Raw genomic sequence first — 16,526 nt, 5'->3', positions numbered from 1 at the left:
TAATTAATAGCGAATTACCATTGCTCCCCAAGTCATTCCACCACCAAACGACTCAATCAATAATAACTCATCTCTTTTAATCTGATTGGTTCGAATAGAATGATCCAGGGCCAAAGGAATAGACGCAGCCGAAGTATTACCTTGGCTACCAATAGTAACAACCACTTGTGACATAGGAAGGTCAAGTTTTTTAGCGATTGCTTGAATGATACGCATATTTGCTTGATGAGGAATCAGCCATTGAATATCTGATTTTTTCAAATGACTGGCTTCTAAAACTTCATCAACAACATCACCCATAATTTTAACAGCAATTTTAAAAACCTCGTTACCACGCATACTAATCGTAGCACGTTGATGATCAAATGTTGCGTTACTCAGGTTTAGTAATTTTTCTGCATCGTAAGAGGAGTGTAACACACTACCCATGATGCCTTGCTTGTCGCTAGCACTCAAAACCACTGCCCCTGCACCATCGCCAAATAGAACACACGTTGCACGGTCAGTCCAATCTACGGCTCTGGACATGCTTTCACTACCAATAACAAGAATATGTTTGGCTGCCCCAGATGTAATATACTGTTTTGCAATATCCATGACATATACAAAACCACTGCATGCAGCACCAACATCAAAAGCAGGTATCGGACGCTTAATCTTTAAAGCATGTTGCACATAGCAAGCAACTCCTGGGAAAAAATGATCTGGCGTACAGGTGGCAACTAATATTAAATCAATTTCATCAGCATCCAAACCTGAAGCATTTAATGCCTGTTCAGCTGCTTTGGAAGCCATATATGAAGTAGTTTCATAAGGTTGTGCAATACTACGACTGCTGATCCCAGTTCTAGAGACAATCCACTCATCACTAGTTTCCAGCATTGATTCAAGTTCAAGGTTTGTAAGTTGTTTTTCAGGAATATAACTTCCAGTACCACTTATTACAGCATTTTTCATAACAGCAATCCCTGATTTATAAAATCATTTATTTGGGCACGCACTAGATCAACCACGTTATTTTCAGCTTCAAGAGCTGCCTGCTCAATAGCGTGTTGAAATCCTAACTCATTAGCACCACCATGGCTTTTAACAACAATACCATTTAATCCGAGCATACTTGCGCCGTTATAACGCGAAGGATCAAAGCGTTTCTTAAGGTGTCTTAATGCTGGACGTGCAATTAAAGCAGAAAGTTTGGTATACCAATTCTTGCTAAATGACTCCATGAGTAAACTCACAAAAAACTTTGCAAGGCCTTCACTCGCTTTTAAAGCAACATTACCCACAAAACCATCGCAGACAACCAAGTCTACTTCTCCAGTATAAAAATGATCACCTTCTACATAGCCCACATAGTTCATAACATCGCATTCAGCGAGCATATGTGCCGTACGTTTTACCTGATCATTTCCCTTCATTTCTTCCACGCCAATATTTAATAAGGCAATTTTAGGCTTGGGTTTATTTGCTACTGCTTGCACTAATGCGGATCCCATAACTGCAAACTGAAATAAATGTTCTGCACATGAATCAACATTAGCCCCCAAATCGATAACCCATGTTCGACCACGCATGGTTGGCAATTCAGAAACAATTGCGGGCCTATCAATTCCGGGTAAAGTTTTTAAAACATAGCGCGCGGTAGCCATAAGAGCGCCAGTATTCCCAGCACTCACACAAGCCTGTGCCGTTCCCTCTTTCACCAAATTAATGGCTACACGCATAGAAGAATTTTTTTTATTGCGCAAAGCATGTGAAGGCAATTCATCCATAGCCACCACTTCAGAAGCATGCACTATAGAAAATTGATTTGAAGAAGCCATATCATGCTTTTTTAAAAAAGCATGAATCTTATCCTGAACTCCAACAAGAATGAGTTTCAAATTAGGATTATTATTTGCTGCGCGAATACAGGCAGGAACCACGACACTTAAGCCATGATCCCCACCCATCGCATCAATGGCAATGGTGATATTTTTCAAGAAAATTACTCTTTTTCTTCGTAAACAGTATCAGTATCAATAACTTTTTTACCACGGTAATAACCATCTTCAGTCATATGATGACGACGATGTGTTTCACCAGTAGTAGAATCTACAGAAAGTGTCGGCTTTGTTAAAGCATCGTGTGAACGACGCATATCACGACGTGAGCGTGATTTTTTATTTTGTTGTACGGCCATTGTATTACTCCTAAACAAATTGCATTCATAAAGCGGGAATATTAGTGTTAATTAGATAAAATTTCAATAAAATTCATTTTTTCCCGCTAAAATTTGGTTTATTTCACTGCTGCAATCATTAATTTCAGGATGAAACTGTGGCGCGTAGAGGTGTAACTCATCAATTAAAATGTCTTCCAAACTCACTTGCAAATTCTCAGAAACAATACATTCATAATGTTCTAGTATCTGCTCTGCCCTCTCATCGTTACGACATACAGCAATTACAGTCATATTATCGTATGGAAAATTAAATTCGTCTAGACAACGCTGGCATTGAAGAGGTAGATCCCCCTTAACATGAAGGTTAATCAGATAAAAATCTTCTTTTGCTTCAACATGATAAGTCACCTCAAGTGGACAGGAAGTAGTAATATAATTTGGCAAACGTTCACTAAGCATTACTGTCTTAGTTTGCTGGCCGTGTTTAACCATTTCTTGTAAATGCAGCATTATTATCGTATCCTAAAGGGTTATATTTTTATATAAATTATCAGAGTCGTAGTCTAAATGCATCGAAGTAAAACCTAAGGTTTAATCAAGACTTATGGATTCCCCAAGTTTTGCTTTGCTACATTCAAGCTACGATTTTTGAAAATTAGAATTTTAAGCGGTATCTCAATTTTATGAAAGCTAAAGTTATTGTTGGAATGTCTGGAGGTGTTGATTCCTCAGTTGCAGCCTGGTTATTGCAAGAAGCAGGCTATCATGTTGAAGGCTTGTTCATGAAGAACTGGGAACAAGATGATCAAGATGGATTCTGTCCCGCAGCGCAAGATCTTGCTGATGCTCAAGCTGTGTGTAATCAATTGCGTATTCCTCTGCATACAGTTAATTTTTCCGAAGAATATTGGCAAAGAGTGTTCACGCATTTTTTAAATGAATATGAAAAAGGACGAACACCTAATCCTGATGTGTTATGTAATAAAGAAATCAAATTTAACGCTTTTTTAAATCATGCGTTAACACTTGGTGCGGATTACATTGCAACAGGACATTATGCTAAAAATAAAATTGAGGGTGATATCGGGTTTTTATATAAAGCAAAAGACCGTGATAAAGATCAAACCTATTTTTTGCATGCAGTAGCCCCTAAAGCCTTGGCCAAAACGTTGTTTCCTATCGGAGATTACACGAAACCAGAAATTAGAGAGTTTGCTAAAAAACTGGGTTTAGTAACCCAAGCCAAAAAAGACTCAACTGGCATATGTTTTATTGGTGAAAAAAGGTTTAAATCTTTCTTGCAAGAATTTATTTTAGCGCGACCAGGTGAAATAAAAAGCACGGATGGCAAAACCCTAGGAAAACATGATGGCTTAATGTTTTATACCTTAGGCCAACGACAAGGACTGGGAATTGGTGGCTTACAAAATTCGACAGATGATCCTTGGTATGTGGTCGATAAAGAAGTAGCTACAAATACTTTGTATGTTGCTCAAGGCAGCCAACATCCCAGGCTATATGCACAAGGCCTGATATGTGGTCCAATCCATTGGTTAGCTGATTGCCAGGATAAATTACCGCTTACCTGTTATGCTAAAACACGATATAGACAGGCAGAACAAGGCTGCATGATTTCGCCTCAAAATGAAGACCAGCATTATGTCATGTTTTCAAACCCGCAAAGAGCAGTTACTCCAGGACAATACGTGGTTTTTTATGATAAAAACCAGTGCCTGGGTGGCGCTACTATTGAACAAATTATTAGATAATTACGTTATAATTGTATTACCCTAGAAAAAAAACAGTTAAGACCTACTTATTTTTCTAGGATTAAACAACCGGAGTTAAAATGGCTGCTATTAATATATCCCCTACTACCAGTGACATCCGCTTTTCTGTAAGCGCAGCAGACAAAGTAGCTGAGTTAATAAAAGAAGAAGATAATTTAAATTTAAATCTACGCGTCTCAATTACAGGCGGAGGCTGCTCAGGATTTCAGTATGGATTTAGTTTTGATGAAGAAATCAATGAAGATGATACCGTAGTGATTCAACAATGCTCAGATGGTGTATCCTCAGTTAAACTTCTCGTTGATTCAATGAGTTATCAATACCTGCATGATGCTGAAATTGATTATGTTCAAGGCATACAAGGCGAACAGTTTGTTATTCGTAATCCAAATGCAAAAACTACTTGTGGATGTGGCTCATCATTTAGCATTGATGATGAAGATGATTATTAAAATTTGTACTTCCACATCAACCTGAGCATAGCCCGGGATGATGTGGTTAAAATCAGTAAGGTTTAACAACAACCTTTGTTCCTATTCTGATAAAATTCTTACTTAACCAATAAGCATCACTTGGATGCACTCGTATACAACCATGGCTCGCATTATAATTTGGCACTTCATAAGAACCATGTACCGCATAATATTTGGTAAAAAACATACAATAAGGCATTGGCGAGCCCCCCCTACCTACAGGATAACGAGAGGATTTACAACCTGCTCCTCCTTTACTCCAAACAGTAAAAACGCCAATTGGAGTTTTGCATCCTCGATGTATGTCTGGACAATATCGTCTGCCTCCAGATCCTTTTCCAGTTCGTACTACTTTTCCATTTGAATCAATAGCTTTCCACGTCAGCGTATTTGGGTTGAAAACAAACGTATTCGCTAAAGCAGAGGAAGAACAGAAAAGAAAAAGGAATAAGGGAACGAATAAAAAATACACTAATGGTGATAAAATAGAACTTTGTTTTTCCATAATAATTCCTAAATATTTATCCATCGTCACTTTCATTTTAGTTTATTTTTTAATCAAAACAAATTATTTTTAAGCAATTTAGCAATATATGTTCTAATATTTCAATGAGGTGATTATAAAAGGTATTCAATCATGACTAAAAAATTGCATGCAGCTTTATATGTGTTTTTAGGATGTACACTTATTTCTTTCACTGCAAATGCTGAAGATAAATCAACTAGTACTAGCACTACAAGCCCCAATGCTAAAAGTACTAGTAATACCGGTGCTGCACCTGGAAGCTCAGAAATATCGAAAGATAGTTGGCTAAAATCAGTGACACCATTATTGCCCGATCTTATATGTAAAGGATTCGAAAATGACCCTCAGTTAAAAAAACGACTTGATGACATCAAAATGAGCTATGACCAGTGCGTCGCTGCAATTCCTGATAGTGTCAGTAAGTGCCAACAACAACTGTATGGCAGTATTCCTGATAAAATCAATGACGACAGTGCAGCTGTTTGGGGAAAATCACTAGGTGAATGTATTGGTAAAGATTTTGCAATAAAATACCTAATTCCTAAAAGTTAGATCTAAATAGTATTGGGAAGAGATGAGTTTGAATTGAGGTGAAATCTAACTTAATAAAATCAATTCTCTTCCCAATGATTCACTCCCGATTTCTTACTCAGAAATCCCACAAAATCTTGATGCAATTCAAGCTCTTCGGTATTTGCCGGTAAAACTATAGGATTTATCAAATTGAGTGCTGCAACCTCTTGTACTTTGGTCTTAGTATGAATTGATGTTTCTTCAACCTCAGCAAATAAACTGGTTTGACCACCGGTCATAGCCAAATAAACATAAGCAAGAATCTCAGCATCAAGCAAAGCGCCATGCAAGTCCCGATTGAAATGATCTATTCCAAATCGTTTACATAAGGCATCTAAACTGTTTCGCTGTCCAGGATATTTATCGCGGGCTAAAACTAAAGTATCAATAATAGTACAAAAATTTTCTAATTTTTTGTTCCATTGAATCAGTTTTAGTTCGGAATTTAAAAAGCCTACGTCAAACGGGGCATTGTGAATGATTAACTCTGCACCAACAATAAACTCCCAAAACTCCTCCGCTTTGTCTTCAAATAATGGTTTGTCCTGTAAAAATTCATTACTAATTCCATGGACACGAAAAGCGCCCTCATCAACCTGACGTTGTGGGTTAAGGTACACATGAAAATGCTTCCCTGTTAATTTTCTATCAAATAGTTCCACACAACCAATTTCGATAACACGATGTCCATGTTCGTGTCCAATACCTGTAGTTTCCGTATCCAAAACAATTTGTCGCATTATTTACTCACTTAACTCTTCAATTCCTTGGTTTGCCAAAGCATCAACCAAATCATTTTCTGTGTGCCCCGAATGCCCTTTGACCCAGTGCCATTTTATTTGATGACGAGAAGCTAATTCATCTAATAATTTCCATAGATCTGCATTTTTTACAGGTTCCTTTTTTGAGTTACGCCAGCCGTTTATTTTCCAATTGGCTAACCAATCTGTCATCCCTTGCCTCAAATATTGGGAATCAGTATATAAATTAACGGTACAAGGACGTGTTAAGGCTTCAAGGCCTTTAATAGCTGCCATAAGCTCCATACGATTATTAGTGGTATGAGCTTCTCCGCCATATAATTTTTTTTCCTGTCCCTTGTAGCGAAGCAATACCCCCCAACCTCCAGGGCCTGGATTTCCTTTACATGCACCATCGGTATAAATTTCAATAGTCACTTTATTCCCTAATTTTTATCCCATAAATGGAAAAATGGAGTGATAAACTCTTCATTCAGAATTTTTTGTTTGACTACGGCAATATCAGGTGCAAAAAAGCGATCAGTGTCATAAGCTGCTACATAAGAACGTAATCGTTTGTAAGCATCTTCTAATAATGCTGATGATTTTAAAGGCTTATGAAATTCGAGTCCCTGGCACGCAGCCAATAACTCAATAGCTAAAATAGTTGCTGTATTATCGTTCATAGCATGCAATCTACGTGCAGCACTGGTCGCCATAGACACATGATCTTCCTGATTTGCAGATGTTGGAAGACTATCAACAGAATGAGGATGTGCAAAGGCTTTATTTTCGCTAGCGCAAGCAGCAGCAGTAACATGAGCAATCATGAATCCTGAATTCAATCCACTTTCTTTAATCAAAAATGCAGGTAAGCTACTAAAGCTTTTATCAATTAATAATGCAATGCGCCGTTCCGATCCCGCCCCTATTTCAGCAATTGCTAAAGAAAGGTTATCTGCGGCCATAGCAACCATTTCCCCATGGAAATTACCGCCTGAAATTATCTGTTCTTGTTCACTAAAAACAAGTGGGTTATCAGAGACTGCATTAACTTCTACCTGTAAGGTTTCTCTTACAAAGCGGATTTGATGCAATATTGCACCCATAATTTGAGGTTGGCATCTTAAGGAATATGGATCCTGAACTCGAGCACAATCAAGATGAGCTGCACGAATCTCACTTCCAGCCAATAGCTTTCGATAGCATGTTGCTACATCTTGCTGAGCCTGATAGCCACGCGCCTTTTGAATACGTTCATCAAATGGAACGTCACTCCCATTTGCCGCATCAACAGATAAAGCCCCTGCAATAAGAGCGGTTTCAAACAAGCTTTCTGAAGTAAACAAAGCATTTAAGGCAATTGCCGTTGACACTTGCAAACCATTTAAAAGTGCTAGTCCTTCTTTTGCTTCCAATTCAATAGGTTTTAAACCTGCAATCTTCAGCCCCAATATGGCGGGAATAATTTCCCCTTGATAGCGCACATCGCCAACACCTAATAAAGGTAAAGCCATATGAGCTAAAGGAGCTAAATCACCAGAAGCACCTACAGAACCTTTAGAAGGAATACAAGGATAAACTTTATGGTTATATAAGGAAATCAAAGCTTCGATAAGCTCTAAGCGCACTCCAGAATATCCTTGCGCTAAGTTATTTATTTTAAGGAGTACAATTAATCCAACGATTTCATCAGAGAGCAATTCGCCTGTCCCACAAGCATGAGAAAGAACAATATTGCGCTGTAATTGTTTCAAATTTTCTACTGAAATCGTCTGATTCGCTAATGATCCAAAACCTGTATTGATGCCATACACCGTTTTTTTATTATGAATTATTTTTTTAACTGTTTGATGTGACGCCTCAATCCGTTCATATGCCTCTTTAGCAAGAGCACAATGTAATTGCTTTGCAAAAATCTGTTTGATTGAATGCAAGCTCAACTCACCCGGTTGAAGAATAAAAGACTCTTGCACTACCTACCTCCTTAAAATAGATTGGATCTTACCCAACATGAGATCACAATTTAATAATCATGTTACTGCGACTTAAAACCCCTAACGAAAATTTAGACTAAGCTTCCATAGGTAACCAAAGTGCATTTTCTTTAGCACATTTTTTTGCAAGTTCATAACCTGCATCTGCATGACGCATAACCCCAGTAGCAGGATCGTTATGCAGCACTCTTGCCAAACGCTGTGCGGCCTTTTCTGTCCCATCAGCAACGATCACTACACCGGCATGCTGAGAAAATCCCATGCCTACACCACCACCATGATGAATACTAACCCAGGTTGCACCACTCGCGCAGTTTAATAAAGCGTTGAGTAAAGGCCAATCAGATACTGCATCACTACCATCCATCATCCCCTCAGTTTCACGATTAGGACTGGCAACAGAGCCTGAATCTAAATGATCACGACCTATCACTATAGGTGCTTTTACAGCGCCGGTGCGCACCATTTCATTAAAAGCTAATGCCAAACGCGCTCGATCCTTCAATCCAACCCAACAGATCCGCGCAGGCAGGCCCTGGAATGCAATTTTTTCTTTCGCCATATCCAACCAATGATGCAAATGCTTATTATCAGGAATAAGTTTTTTAACCATTTCATCCGTAGCATAAATATCTTCCGGGTCCCCAGATAAAGCAACCCATCTAAAAGGCCCTATTCCTTCGCAAAATAAAGGACGTATGTATGCAGGCACAAACCCTTCAAATTGAAACGCATTCTTTTCACCAGCCTCAAAAGCCATTTGTCTTATATTATTACCGTAATCAAAAACAGGAATGCCTCTTTTTTGGAATTCAAGCATTGCATGTACTTGTTCTGCCATAGATTTTTTCGCTGCGGCAACCACTTCATCTGGTGCCGTTTTTCGCATTTTTTCTGCGTGTTCCAAGGTCCAGCCTGCTGGAAGATAACCATTTAAAGGATCATGGGCACTGGTTTGATCAGTGACCAAGGCAGGAGCAGCCCCCAGTTTTACTAACTGAGGAAAAATTTCTGCAGCGTTTCCTAAAATAGCAACGGATATTGGGCTTTTTTTCTGACAGGATTCATTAATCCACTTTAAAGCCTCTTCTAAATCCGTTGTATAACGATCTAGATATCTGGTTTTAATACGTTTTTCTATTCGTGAGCGATCACATTCAACAGCTACAACACTGGCTCCAGCCATTGTTCCGGCTAAGGTTTGTGCACCACCCATACCACCTAGCCCACCGGTTAGGATCCAACGTCCGTCTAGACTTCCTGCATAGTGTTTACGAGCTGCCGCAACAAAAGTTTCATACGTTCCTTGCACAATGCCCTGCGAGCCAATGTAAATCCAGCTCCCAGCAGTCATCTGCCCGTACATCATTAAACCTTTTTTATCTAATTCATTAAAATGTTCCCAGGTAGCCCAACGAGGTACCAAATTGGAATTAGCAATAAGCACTCGGGGAGCATCTTCATGAGTTGTAAAAACGCCCACAGGTTTTCCCGATTGAATCAATAAAGTTTGCTGATCATTTAAGGTTTTGAGCACTTCTACAATTCTATTGAAACAATCCCAGTTACGTGCAGCTTTTCCCAAGCCACCATAAACAATTAGAGAATCAGGGTTTTCTGCCACATCTGGGTCCAGATTATTGCACAACATGCGAAGTGCCGCCTCAGTAAGCCAACTTTGGGCTTGTTTTTCTGTGCCGTGATTTGCTTTAATGATTCGATTCGTAGTGTATTCTTCCATTAAGAATGCTCCGTAATGAACTAAAAATAGAAGCATCATACACCAGAGCTATTTCAGCGCATAGATACAATTTGAGTATTAGAAACTTAGGAGAAATCTGAGTCAGTTCAATGGATATTTTTTGTAATCATTTACTTCATAAATCAACCTAAACCACTGTATTCACAGTGACCATTATGAGCACACATTGTCTATTGTTATACAAGATTATATGGTATACTCCGGCTTACGTTAACGAACCATGTAAGTACAGTGCACACCTACTCTGAAAAACATCCCAAGTCACTCCGTATTTTCTTTGCTACTGAAATGTGGGAACGATACGGTTTTTATGTCGTTCAATCGCTTCTAGCACTTTATTTAGCCTTACACTTTAAATGGCCTGACAAGCAAATTTATGCTTTAGTGGGTTCATTTACTGCATTGACTTATCTTTCTCCAGTAGTGGGTGGATGGATAGCAGACAAATTAATAGGTCAAAAAAGAGCTGTTTTGCTTGGGGCCACCGTACTTTTTATAAGCTACTGTATTTTATCACTCGTGGATAACACTACAGTACTTACTGCTTCACTAGCTGCAATTGCCGTAGGGACAGGTTTACTCAAACCCAATATTTCTTCACTGTTGGGTAACGAGTATCTTATGGGTTCTGCACGTCGTGAAAGTGGTTTCACTATTTTTTATATGGGAATTACCACCGGTATTATTTTAGGTACTACAGTCCCAAGTATCTTAAACACACACTTGGGTTGGATAGCCTCATTTATAAGTGCGGCGATTGGTATGGTTATCGCCTTTTTCATTTTCTTTTATGGAGTCAAAAAATACAACATTAAAGATTACAATCCTTTTGTTTTTCAATATAAAAAAATTATTGCTGCTGCTCTACTCATGGTGTTTTTGTGGTCTTTATCTTTTTATATCCTCAATTCGCCACAATTAGCTAATATTATTTTTGGTCTTGTTGTTTTATTTTCTGCTGCTTACATTTTTTATTCAGTAAGCAAAGAAAATGCAAATCAATCCAGACAAACTCTAGTCATTGGCTTATTGTGTATTATTTCTGTTGTATTCTGGTCCTTTTACTTTCAAATGTTTATGTCATTAACTCTGTTTATTTCACGAGTTGTTGAGCCAACATTTCTTGGGATTCAATTTCCACCACCGTATTACGTGACTATTCAAAGTTTTGGGATGTTGATTATTGGCTACTTTCTAGCAAGAAAAAATCCTAAGCTTAATCTGAAAGAACGTGGGTTAAGTATTGGGAAAAAATTTCTGCTCGCTATATGTATTACTACTATAGCCTATGCAGTGATCGCTTTAGTGAGTAATTTCACTGACAAAAATGCACTACTTTCTCCACTTTTAATCATCCCAGCTTATTTAATGTTTTCATTATCAGAACTTCTTTTATCTCCCGTGGGTTTATCTGCTATTACACTTCTAGCAGATAAGAATAAAGTGAGCACCTTAATGGGGATCTTTTTTGTTTCTTTGGGGATTGGTGGGTTTCTATCAGGCAAACTTGCTTCATTAACCGCTATTCCTTCAGGTGAAAAAAACATTGCTATATTAAAAACGCTTTATGCTGCTGCATTCACTCAGCAACTAGGAATACTGTTTATTGCTGCTTTAGGCTGTTTGGTGCTATTTGCAGTAATTAAATTCTTATTAACCCATGTTCACTTAACAGAATAAACACTTTTAGGGTGAAATAAAGTGTAGCCAGTAGGCTCTTTTTGTTTCACCCAACTTTGATATTTATATAATATATTTTTTATAATTCAGGAAATTACGTGGAAACAAACAATAGGATCCGCTTCAACTCTTTTTATATAGAGAAAATGCTGCTATCATTCAGCGCTTTTTATAAATAATTCGTGTACTTATGTCAGATCAAAATCCAACATTAACAAAACTATTGCAACTTCTTGATGATAATCAAGCCATTGACGTTAAAGTAATTGACGTTCGAAAGCAAACAACAATTACTGACTATATGATTATTGCTTCAGGACGTGCATCTCGCCATGTCAAAGCAATCGCACAAAAATTAATGGAAGATATGAAAGCTGCTGGTTCCCCAGCTATGAATTGTACTGGCTTGGAAACTGGTGATTGGGTTCTTATTGATTTTAGCGACTTTATAGTTCATGTCATGCAACCTGAGTACAGGCAATACTATAATCTGGAAGGTCTGTGGGAAGAATCTCCGAAAGACTGATAATCCATTATGCTAAAAATCACGATTATTACTTTAGGCAATAAAATGCCCGATTGGGTTACTCAAGGATCGAATGAGTATGCCAAACGACTCAATGATGGCATTCAACTAAAAATAATTGAAATACCTCTAATTCGACGCAGTAAGTCATCAGATTTGTCGCGGATAATGGAGAAAGAATCTGCTTTAATGAAAGATGCCTTACCCAATAACGCTCGAATTATTGCTTTAGAAATAGAAGGTAAAGCATTTAGTAGTGAAGAATTAGCCCTAAAAATCTCGCAGTTGAATCAAACAACAAGTCATCTCTGCTTTTTAATTGGAGGACCAGAGGGGCTGTCACAAGACATTCTAAAATTATGTGATGACCGCTGGTCTTTATCAAAACTCACTCTTCCTCATCCATTAGTACGTATTATTTTGCTAGAAACTTTATATAGAGCTTGGTCTATTATTAACAATCATCCATATCATAAGTAATCGTTGTAGCCTAACTCCAAGACTACAGTGCTAGTAAACAATCAAATTTTAAGTTAATATTCCGTGTTTTTGGGTCCAGCTTAACTGACTGTGCGTCAATGAGTCTAAATAAATCTTTTAAAAATTACCGGTCAGAATCTCAGCACCAACTTTTTAGAATTAACTTGTTGGTTGCGTTCCTTATTATTTTATCCTTAATTCTTGTTTTAAGACTCGCATTTCTACAAATATCTGAATTCAAAAAATATCAGACATTGTCTTTAAAAAACCAGATGAGTATTATTCCCATCGCGCCACCTAGAGGAGTAATTCTTGATAGGAATGGAGTATTACTTGCAGAAAATATTCCTGTTTATGTTCTGGAAATTATTCCTGAGCATGTTAAAAACATCGATCAAACATTAATCGAATTACAAAAACTCATTCCCTCAATCTCCGATGAAGATATAAAAAATTTCAAACGAATTCGAAAACAAAACCGATCTTTTGTACCCATACCAATTAAATTGAAATTAACTCAAGAAGAAGTAGCCCTTTTTGCTATCAATCAATATCATTTTCCTGGCGTCAGTATTAAAGCGCGCCTGATGCGTCATTATCCTTTAGGAGAGATAACCGCCCATGTTTTAGGTTATGTCGGCCGGATTAATATTGAAGAATTAAAAGCAGTCGATCCAACCAATTATCGTGCTACAAACTTTATTGGTAAAGCCGGCATAGAAAAATATTATGAAGATGTACTCCATGGCAAAGTTGGATACCAAATGGTGGAAACTGATGTCAGTGGGCGAACACTAAGAGTCGTTGATAAAATTAATCCGCGCTCAGGAGAAAAACTCTACCTAAGTATTGATGCTAGACTGCAGCAAGCAGCTTATGAAGCGCTAAAAGACAAACGTGGAGCGGTTGTCCTGATTAACTCTAAGAATGGAGAAGTTTTAGCAATGGTAAGCTCTCCAAGTTTTGATCCTAATATTTTTGTAGGCGGTGTCAGCTCTAAAGATTATAAAAAACTCTCCAATACATTACAAAGGCCTTTGTTTAATCGAGCAGTACGAGGTGTATACCCGCCCGCTTCAACAATTAAACCGTTTGTGGGATTAGCAGGATTGGATAAAGGCTTTGTCACAACAGCAACAACCATTTATGATCCAGGCCGATATAAACTCCCTACTGCCAGCCACATTTATAGAGATTGGAAAAAAACAGGCCATGGAATGATCAATTTTAAACGTGCGATCACTGTGTCTTGTGATACCTATTTTTATCAACTCGGCAATAAAATGGGTATTTCAAATATTGAAGACATGCTCGTCAAATTTGGCTTAGGTCATTTAAGTCATATTGATCTTTATGAGGAAGCCTCAGGTATTGTGCCCAGCTTGCGGTGGAAAAAACAGACTAAAGGTGTACCCTGGTATCCTGGCGATACCTTAATCTCTTCTATAGGTCAGGGTTTTATGTTGGCTACACCGTTACAAATGGCTAATGCAACAGCATCTTTAAGTCAGCATGGACAACGATTTAGACCTCATTTATTAACAAAAACTGTAAACAGCGATAGTGGTGAAACCAAACAGTATAAGCCTGTTGAAGAGTATCCCATTTATCTTAAAGATGAAGCAAATTGGGATATTGTTGCCGATGCAATGCATAATGTATTAATCAGCAATGAAGGTACGGGATATCGCTTTGGACGTAATCCCCCTTATCCAGTTGCAGGAAAAACCGGTACCGCACAAGTATTTAGCGGTAGACAATATGAAAAAGCAAAATATGAGGACATTCCTGAAGCATTGCGCGATAACTCACTGTTTATCGCATTTACTCCAGTCGAAGAGCCTGAAATTGCACTTGCAGTTGTTGTTGAGAATGATGTTGCTGCTTCCACAGTCGCACGCAAAGTACTCGATACTTACTACCAACTTTATCCGATGAAAACTCATGAACAGAAGACACAGTAAACCCGTTTATCGTTTTACCGCAAAATCACTTCATCTAGACTTTCCCTTATTGGGATTATTGCTTGTACTAGGTGCTTTTGGCCTTTTAATATTATACAGCGCCTCCAATGCCAATGCAGGCATGATTTTACGACAATCAATGAGACTTATTTTTGCATCGCTCATCATGATTGTGCTTGGCTTTATTCCGCCTCATAAATATAAAATATGGACTCCATGGATCTATAGTGTAGGACTAACCTTATTAATCGCGGTGATGCTTATGGGAAAAATTGGTAAGGGAGCGCAACGCTGGCTTGAACTGGGTTTGTTTCGCTTTCAACCTTCCGAAATCATGAAATTGGCCGTTCCTATGATGGCTGCTTGGTATTTTGATCGACAAGCACGGCCCAGTAGTTTTAAATCACTTGCTGTCGCGGGGCTCATTATCTGTGTCCCTGCCCTGCTTATTGCCAAGCAACCCGATTTGGGGACCGCAATTATGGTCGCTGCTGCTGGTGTATGCGTCGTATTTTTAGCTGGAATTCGTTTTAAGATTATTTTATTACTCATGCTCTTAGTCGGTGCGACAATCCCCGTAGTTTGGCATGTCATGCATGATTATCAAAAACAACGTGTTTATACACTGCTTGACCCTGAACAAGATCCATTAGGAGCTGGATATCATATTATTCAGTCCAAAATCGCCATCGGTTCAGGAGGTCTTGCAGGAAAAGGCTGGTTGCAAGGAAGCCAATCTCATCTTAACTTTTTACCAGAACATGCTACAGATTTTATCTTTGCAGTAACAAGTGAAGAATTTGGATTCGCAGGTGGATTCGCTATTATCGCACTGATTGTTTTAATTTCACTAAGAAGTCTAAACATCGCGTCACACGCACAGACTACTTATACTCGTCTCTTAGCCGCAAGTCTTGCCATGTCATTCTTTATGTCCGGATTTGTTAATATTGGCATGGTTATGGGAATTATTCCTGTTGTTGGTATTCCCTTGCCTCTAGTCAGTTATGGCGGTACAGCAATGGTTACCTTTTTGGCGAGTTTCGGGATCTTAATGTCCATTAGTTCACATAAGATTTTATTTAATCGCCTGAATTAAGATAGCCTGGCGCAGCAGCGAAACCCTGTAGTAGGCTGGGTTGTTAAGCCCAGCATTTGCTGAGCGCCTCATAATGTCCATCACTGTTATCTCAATTAACAAGTAACTTATCGATAATGTTCATACATTGACCTTGTTACATGCTGGGCTTAGAAGCCCAGCCTACGGTTATTGAGTTCGACAGGAACCTAAAGCAATGCTGCAATTGGCTCAAAACTTCGACGATGAATAATGCACGGGCCGAGTCGGTTTAAAGCTTCCTGATGCGCTACGGTCGCATATCCTTTATGTGCCGCAAATCCATATCCAGGATAAATCGCATCAAGCTCAGCCATTTCTGCATCCCTAAATACTTTTGCAAGAATAGAGGCAGCACTAATTTCAGGAATCAAATTATCACCTTGCACAATTGCCCTACAAGGAATACTTAACTTCGGGAGATGTATGCCATCAACCAAAACTTGATCTGGCTGAATTGGTAACGCTTCAACTGCGCGTTGCATCGCCAACAAAGTAGCATGATGAATATTGAGGGTATCAATTTCATCTACTTCTGCTCTACCAAATGCATAAGCTATAGCTTGCTCTTTTATTTGAGCAGATAACAATTCACGCTTTTTCGCACTTAATTTTTTTGAGTCTGCAAGACCATCAATAGGTTCTTTTAAAATAACTGCTGCGGTAACCACTGCACCTGCCAAAGGACCACGTCCTACTTCATCTACTCCAGCTATAAGCATAATATTCTTCTC

Annotated in this window: 18 protein-coding genes; 8 read left to right on the top strand and 10 right to left on the bottom strand. The window is 38.5% G+C overall.

Annotated elements, in window-relative coordinates; translation table 11 throughout:
* Positions 1–3 precede the first annotated feature (3 nt).
* The 4 genes from Lste_RS06190 to Lste_RS06175 form a co-directional block, all read right to left on the bottom strand.
* A complete protein-coding gene (locus tag Lste_RS06190) occupies positions 4–957 on the bottom strand; it encodes a beta-ketoacyl-ACP synthase III (protein WP_058510185.1) in 954 nt (317 codons plus the stop codon).
* On the bottom strand, positions 954–1,982 hold the full coding sequence (plsX, locus tag Lste_RS06185; protein WP_058510184.1) for a phosphate acyltransferase PlsX: 1,029 nt from the start codon (positions 1,980–1,982) through the stop codon (positions 954–956). The genes Lste_RS06190 and plsX overlap by 4 nt, the downstream gene beginning before the upstream one ends.
* A 5-nt stretch (positions 1,983–1,987) precedes the next feature.
* Entirely contained in the window at positions 1,988–2,182 is a 195-nt protein-coding gene (rpmF, locus tag Lste_RS06180; RefSeq protein ID WP_058510183.1) for a 50S ribosomal protein L32, read from the bottom strand.
* Positions 2,183–2,245: 63 nt separating this feature from the next.
* Positions 2,246–2,674, bottom strand: coding sequence for a YceD family protein (locus Lste_RS06175; RefSeq protein WP_058510182.1), 429 nt, complete (start codon positions 2,672–2,674; stop codon positions 2,246–2,248).
* Between the two features lie 173 nt (positions 2,675–2,847).
* On the opposite strand from Lste_RS06175, the gene mnmA reads away from it, so the two are divergent.
* Positions 2,848–3,933 (top strand): tRNA 2-thiouridine(34) synthase MnmA, encoded by a 1,086-nt coding sequence (gene mnmA / locus Lste_RS06170; protein ID WP_058510181.1) that lies wholly within the window; start codon positions 2,848–2,850, stop codon positions 3,931–3,933.
* Between the two features lie 80 nt (positions 3,934–4,013).
* On the top strand, positions 4,014–4,406 hold the full coding sequence (gene erpA, locus Lste_RS06165) for an iron-sulfur cluster insertion protein ErpA (RefSeq protein ID WP_058510180.1): 393 nt from the start codon (positions 4,014–4,016) through the stop codon (positions 4,404–4,406).
* A 52-nt stretch (positions 4,407–4,458) separates the two neighbouring features.
* Here erpA and Lste_RS06160 read toward each other — a convergent pair whose 3' ends face one another.
* The gene (locus tag Lste_RS06160; protein ID WP_058511664.1) at positions 4,459–4,932 is read right to left on the bottom strand and encodes a L,D-transpeptidase; all 474 of its coding nucleotides are present in this window, start codon (positions 4,930–4,932) and stop codon (positions 4,459–4,461) included.
* A gap of 132 nt (positions 4,933–5,064) precedes the next feature.
* On the opposite strand from Lste_RS06160, the gene Lste_RS06155 reads away from it, so the two are divergent.
* On the top strand, positions 5,065–5,505 hold the full coding sequence (locus Lste_RS06155) for a hypothetical protein (protein WP_058510179.1): 441 nt from the start codon (positions 5,065–5,067) through the stop codon (positions 5,503–5,505).
* A 59-nt stretch (positions 5,506–5,564) separates the two neighbouring features.
* Here Lste_RS06155 and dnaQ read toward each other — a convergent pair whose 3' ends face one another.
* From dnaQ to hutU, 4 genes are all read right to left on the bottom strand, one after another.
* Positions 5,565–6,266 (bottom strand): DNA polymerase III subunit epsilon, encoded by a 702-nt coding sequence (gene dnaQ, locus Lste_RS06150; protein WP_058510178.1) that lies wholly within the window; start codon positions 6,264–6,266, stop codon positions 5,565–5,567.
* 3 nt (positions 6,267–6,269) lie between these two features.
* Positions 6,270–6,704 carry a ribonuclease HI gene (gene rnhA / locus Lste_RS06145; protein WP_058510177.1) on the bottom strand — a complete coding sequence of 145 codons (435 nt, stop codon included), beginning with the start codon at positions 6,702–6,704 and terminating at the stop codon, positions 6,270–6,272.
* 8 nt (positions 6,705–6,712) lie between these two features.
* Positions 6,713–8,242, bottom strand: coding sequence for a histidine ammonia-lyase (gene hutH / locus Lste_RS06140; protein WP_058510176.1), 1,530 nt, complete (start codon positions 8,240–8,242; stop codon positions 6,713–6,715).
* Between the two features lie 97 nt (positions 8,243–8,339).
* Positions 8,340–10,004, bottom strand: a complete 1,665-nt coding sequence (gene hutU / locus Lste_RS06135) for a urocanate hydratase (RefSeq protein ID WP_058510175.1) — start codon at positions 10,002–10,004, stop codon at positions 8,340–8,342.
* A gap of 252 nt (positions 10,005–10,256) precedes the next feature.
* Here hutU and Lste_RS06130 point away from each other — a divergent pair, with 252 nt between their 5' ends.
* From Lste_RS06130 to rodA, 5 genes are all read left to right on the top strand, one after another.
* Positions 10,257–11,705, top strand: coding sequence for a peptide MFS transporter (locus Lste_RS06130; RefSeq protein ID WP_083503919.1), 1,449 nt, complete (start codon positions 10,257–10,259; stop codon positions 11,703–11,705).
* 190 nt (positions 11,706–11,895) lie between these two features.
* On the top strand, positions 11,896–12,231 hold the full coding sequence (rsfS, locus tag Lste_RS06125; RefSeq protein ID WP_058510173.1) for a ribosome silencing factor: 336 nt from the start codon (positions 11,896–11,898) through the stop codon (positions 12,229–12,231).
* 9 nt (positions 12,232–12,240) lie between these two features.
* Positions 12,241–12,711, top strand: a complete 471-nt coding sequence (gene rlmH / locus Lste_RS06120; RefSeq protein WP_058510172.1) for a 23S rRNA (pseudouridine(1915)-N(3))-methyltransferase RlmH — start codon at positions 12,241–12,243, stop codon at positions 12,709–12,711.
* Positions 12,712–12,809: 98 nt separating this feature from the next.
* Positions 12,810–14,675, top strand: a complete 1,866-nt coding sequence (gene mrdA / locus Lste_RS06115; protein WP_058510171.1) for a penicillin-binding protein 2 — start codon at positions 12,810–12,812, stop codon at positions 14,673–14,675.
* Positions 14,656–15,774 carry a rod shape-determining protein RodA gene (rodA, locus tag Lste_RS06110; RefSeq protein ID WP_058510170.1) on the top strand — a complete coding sequence of 373 codons (1,119 nt, stop codon included), beginning with the start codon at positions 14,656–14,658 and terminating at the stop codon, positions 15,772–15,774. The genes mrdA and rodA overlap by 20 nt, the downstream gene beginning before the upstream one ends.
* Positions 15,775–15,962: 188 nt before the next feature.
* Here the strand turns inward: rodA and rnhB are convergent, their stop codons facing one another.
* The gene (gene rnhB, locus Lste_RS06105; protein ID WP_058510169.1) at positions 15,963–16,514 is read right to left on the bottom strand and encodes a ribonuclease HII; all 552 of its coding nucleotides are present in this window, start codon (positions 16,512–16,514) and stop codon (positions 15,963–15,965) included.
* Positions 16,515–16,526: the final 12 nt, after the last annotated feature.

Origin of the sequence: Legionella steelei, from assembly GCF_001468005.1 — a bacterium.
GTDB lineage: Bacteria > Pseudomonadota > Gammaproteobacteria > Legionellales > Legionellaceae > Legionella > Legionella steelei.
The sequence above is the reverse complement of the archived record's forward strand: the minus strand, read 5'-3'. Positions and strand labels throughout refer to the sequence as shown.

What these genes read in the sequence shown, in the direction of transcription:
- rnhB (WP_058510169.1), bottom strand. Translation starts at nt 16,514, where the DNA reads ATGCTTATAGCTGGAGTAGATGAAGTAGGACGTGGTCCTTTGGCAGGT.
- Lste_RS06155 (WP_058510179.1), top strand. Translation starts at nt 5,065, where the DNA reads ATGACTAAAAAATTGCATGCAGCTTTATATGTGTTTTTAGGATGTACA.
- erpA (WP_058510180.1), top strand. Translation starts at nt 4,014, where the DNA reads ATGGCTGCTATTAATATATCCCCTACTACCAGTGACATCCGCTTTTCT.
- Lste_RS06175 (WP_058510182.1), bottom strand. Translation starts at nt 2,674, where the DNA reads ATGCTGCATTTACAAGAAATGGTTAAACACGGCCAGCAAACTAAGACA.
- rlmH (WP_058510172.1), top strand. Translation starts at nt 12,241, where the DNA reads ATGCTAAAAATCACGATTATTACTTTAGGCAATAAAATGCCCGATTGG.
- rpmF (WP_058510183.1), bottom strand. Translation starts at nt 2,182, where the DNA reads ATGGCCGTACAACAAAATAAAAAATCACGCTCACGTCGTGATATGCGT.
- hutU (WP_058510175.1), bottom strand. Translation starts at nt 10,004, where the DNA reads ATGGAAGAATACACTACGAATCGAATCATTAAAGCAAATCACGGCACA.
- rodA (WP_058510170.1), top strand. Translation starts at nt 14,656, where the DNA reads ATGAACAGAAGACACAGTAAACCCGTTTATCGTTTTACCGCAAAATCA.
- dnaQ (WP_058510178.1), bottom strand. Translation starts at nt 6,266, where the DNA reads ATGCGACAAATTGTTTTGGATACGGAAACTACAGGTATTGGACACGAA.
- rsfS (WP_058510173.1), top strand. Translation starts at nt 11,896, where the DNA reads ATGTCAGATCAAAATCCAACATTAACAAAACTATTGCAACTTCTTGAT.
- mrdA (WP_058510171.1), top strand. Translation starts at nt 12,810, where the DNA reads ATGAGTCTAAATAAATCTTTTAAAAATTACCGGTCAGAATCTCAGCAC.
- Lste_RS06160 (WP_058511664.1), bottom strand. Translation starts at nt 4,932, where the DNA reads ATGGAAAAACAAAGTTCTATTTTATCACCATTAGTGTATTTTTTATTC.
- mnmA (WP_058510181.1), top strand. Translation starts at nt 2,848, where the DNA reads ATGAAAGCTAAAGTTATTGTTGGAATGTCTGGAGGTGTTGATTCCTCA.
- Lste_RS06190 (WP_058510185.1), bottom strand. Translation starts at nt 957, where the DNA reads ATGAAAAATGCTGTAATAAGTGGTACTGGAAGTTATATTCCTGAAAAA.